The sequence below is a fragment of the Chamaesiphon sp. VAR_69_metabat_338 genome, from assembly GCF_031423935.1.
Taxonomy (GTDB): Bacteria; Cyanobacteriota; Cyanobacteriia; order Cyanobacteriales; family Chamaesiphonaceae; genus Chamaesiphon.
In genome coordinates this window covers 1-3,097 of sequence record NZ_JANPGM010000136.1, presented here as the reverse complement: position 1 = coordinate 3,097, position 3,097 = coordinate 1, and the positions used below count along the sequence as shown (strand labels likewise).

Sequence of the window (3,097 nt, the reverse complement as noted above, 5' to 3'; positions counted from 1 at the left end):
CCGCGCTATGCAGTTTTAGATGAAGCCACTAGCGCGCTCGACACTCAGAATGAAAAACAGTTATATCAACAGCTTCGCGATTCGGGAATGACCTTTTTGAGTGTCGGGCATCGGGAAAGTTTGAGCGATTATCACCAGTCGATTTTAGATCTGGCAACCGATCGATCCTGGGCATTAACACTCAAGGATAAGATCTAATTCGATCGACACAGATAGACGATCTCGCTCGCCCTAGTCAGAAGGAACTGATCCCGCTGCTTCCGCCGGGGGGTCTGGGGGCGGGAACCCCCAGATCTATCCACTGTGCGATCGCCAATATTCCCCCCACCCCGCATCTCACAGATCGAACCTTACGCAGGGGAGTTTGAGGGGCGGCGTCCCGCCTCCTCAACGGGGGGACTGGGGGTCGGAACCCCCAGATCCGGGTTCTGCCCCCACAAGAAAAGTTTGCAACCAGCAAGTATCGATTGCCTACCGCTACGCTTAACCAACCCAAGTTGCCGATCGACACCGCCGAGGTTGTAACGCGAACTAACTCACCAGTGCCACACCACGGCGATACAACTCCCGCGCATACTCAGTCCAAGTACCCTGCCCCCAATACCGGAAACAGCTAGTTTGCACCAATAAATTGTAGAGTAACGCAGCTTGATAATCCGATCGAGTAGTCACAGTCGGATCGGCAGCCACTAAGTTATCGAACTTTTGATGAAATAGCACGCTCAGCTGTTGCATCGGTTCGAGCACATTTTCATAGCCCTGTACCCAACTCAGATTATCCGTCCAGGAAGCACCATCCATATGGAATCGATCGTCGGTTGCCTTGAGCGCGACGATCGCATTTTCAACCGATTTGGTGTCGGTTTGGGCGGGATCGACTAGTTGCCAAATCTTGTGCTGTTGAACCCCTTGGCACACGGGATAATCTGCTTCAGTAATGCCGATACTGGCTAAAAGTTCTAAATATTCAGTCCCATTACAGCCGACAACACCCTGGTTTTGACCCTTAATTTCGTGCCAAGGACGGGGGAAATCGCGAGGGAATTCATTCATCATCACGCCGCCATTTTCACCGTCAGCAATTTGGGTAACAAGGCACGGAATCGATTTACCAGCTAGTTGCTGTTTGCCGCGACTTTTGGCTTCATAATAAGGTTGCATTTGGGCGACTAACTTGGTGTCCGAGCCTTGGGTTTTAATTAAGGCTGTAATGCTAATAGTTTCACCTTGAGAATTGCGCGCGACCAGCCGATTGGGGAGATATTTATTGTCTTGAGATAAACTCGCACCATCGAGCTGTTCGACAGAATGTTCCTGCACCATCAACCAGCGATAACCACATTCTTTGAGGGCCTTAATATAGGCATACAACACATCGGGATGATTGGGGAGATGCATTTCTGGCGGCGAGAATCCTTTCACACGCTTGAGGGCATCCATGCCAAAAATAGACGCAAAATGATGTTGCCATGCTTGGATCTGTAATTTGAGATCGGGCGTCGGCGTTGAAGGTACCACTGCATGGCTCCACATTGTCCCTAGCCACTCGACATGGGGCTGATACTGGCGATCGCAAGTAATCTTTTTCAGATGGTCGATAACGTCATTTCGCCCCATCTGCTGCAATCCCCACAACAGGTTGCCAGAGTAGTCCAACATGACGCGCGGATTGCAACCCTGGGCGACTAAATCGGGAATAAATTCCCCCATCCGCGCGTAACACCAAGCAAAGACACCCGCGTTATGATTGTCGCCTTCGCCTTGATGCTCGAACATGTATTGAAGATGCCCGATAAGTTCGCCCTGCGCACCAGCCGGAATCGTGGGTTGGTGCATGTGTAGCGCGCACGCAAACCCCGCCGTCATCTCAGCTAAATGGAGATTGCTATTCGGGAGAAAGACCAGTTCGTCATGGTTGACAGCAGCATTAATCTCAGTTTCGCGACCGCAAATACTCGGAATTTCCGAACCGATTTGGGCTAACTCGGAGATGGAGGATGAAGTAGAAATCACAATCGGCTCCTAATCTGACAACTTCTCTAGAATACCAAGCCCCATCTGGTTAGACCCGATCGACAGCCAGAAACTTAACTATCCAACAATCTCCATCGATCTGAACTTGTCGAGCATACGAAGCTAACAACTACAAACTGTCGAGTGTGGTCTATGATTACGGTAGAATTTCTAACCGTCGGCGATCGCATCACGCATTGAAAGTAACCTCTATCGCACCGGTAGATCGATCGAAGTGTAAACATGGAGGCTAGCACTGAATTTAACTCGATTCTGCGCCATGTTCTCAACCAATATTATCAAAGTATCCTCAATCGCTTCCCGGACGGCATGTGACTACATACTTATTTCCCCATCTCACCCAATACCAATTAAGTATAGGTGAAGAGATCGATATCGCGACTCTGGTCAACTTTCTCCAAATTACCTATCGGGAAATATCGCCCCAACAACAAGATTATCGACATCTTCAAGCCACAGTCGATCGCTACTTTAGCTCCGATACCCCATTATGGTTTGTGACTGCACCCGCGATCGAAACCTCTGTGCCACAAAGCATCATGCTGCCCACTAGAGAGCGCGCCCAGAAGATTGCTTGTCTATGGATAGGTACGGCTATCGACCAAGTTACGGGCATTAGGCATCCAAACATCTTTCTAATTTATGTCGATCCAAGCTATCGTCGCCAAGGAATTGCCAAAGCACTGATGGAATACGCCCAAACTTGGGCAAAAGCACAAGGTTATCACCAAATCGGCTTACAAGTATTTACCAACAATCAGCCCGCGATCGAGTTATATCAACAATTAGGCTATCAGCCGCGCGCGATTTCGATGATGCGAGAGCTTTAGGCTTTAGAGGGTGTTTGAAAAGTTATTTTTGACACCCGTAGTTGGTGTGAATCCCCCTGTCTTGTCTCCCTTAACCGTCGGGAAACAAAGGCGTGCGGGAGCCGCTAAATCCCCCTTAAAAAGCGGATGCCTTTTCGGTCGGGTTCCCCGACCATGAAAAGGCACCAAGCGGGGGACTAAGAATCCGGTTCCTCCCTGCTTGGTGCAACACATGCGGAGGGAACCTCCGCGTG

Annotated in this window: 2 protein-coding genes and 1 pseudogene; 2 read left to right on the top strand and 1 reads right to left on the bottom strand. The window is 49.8% G+C overall.

Features of this window, described 5'->3' with window-relative positions; all coding sequences use genetic code 11:
* Positions 1-198: pseudogene (locus RMO84_RS03985) on the top strand (ABC transporter ATP-binding protein); the annotation flags it as partial.
* A 333-nt stretch (positions 199-531) separates the two neighbouring features.
* On the opposite strand, the gene RMO84_RS03980 reads toward RMO84_RS03985, so the two are convergent.
* On the bottom strand, positions 532-2,013 hold the full coding sequence (locus RMO84_RS03980) for a glycosyl hydrolase family 57 (RefSeq protein ID WP_310487175.1): 1,482 nt from the start codon (positions 2,011-2,013) through the stop codon (positions 532-534).
* A gap of 332 nt (positions 2,014-2,345) precedes the next feature.
* On the opposite strand from RMO84_RS03980, the gene RMO84_RS03975 reads away from it, so the two are divergent.
* The gene (locus tag RMO84_RS03975) at positions 2,346-2,864 is read left to right on the top strand and encodes a GNAT family N-acetyltransferase (RefSeq protein ID WP_310487174.1); all 519 of its coding nucleotides are present in this window, start codon (positions 2,346-2,348) and stop codon (positions 2,862-2,864) included.
* Positions 2,865-3,097 lie beyond the last annotated feature (233 nt).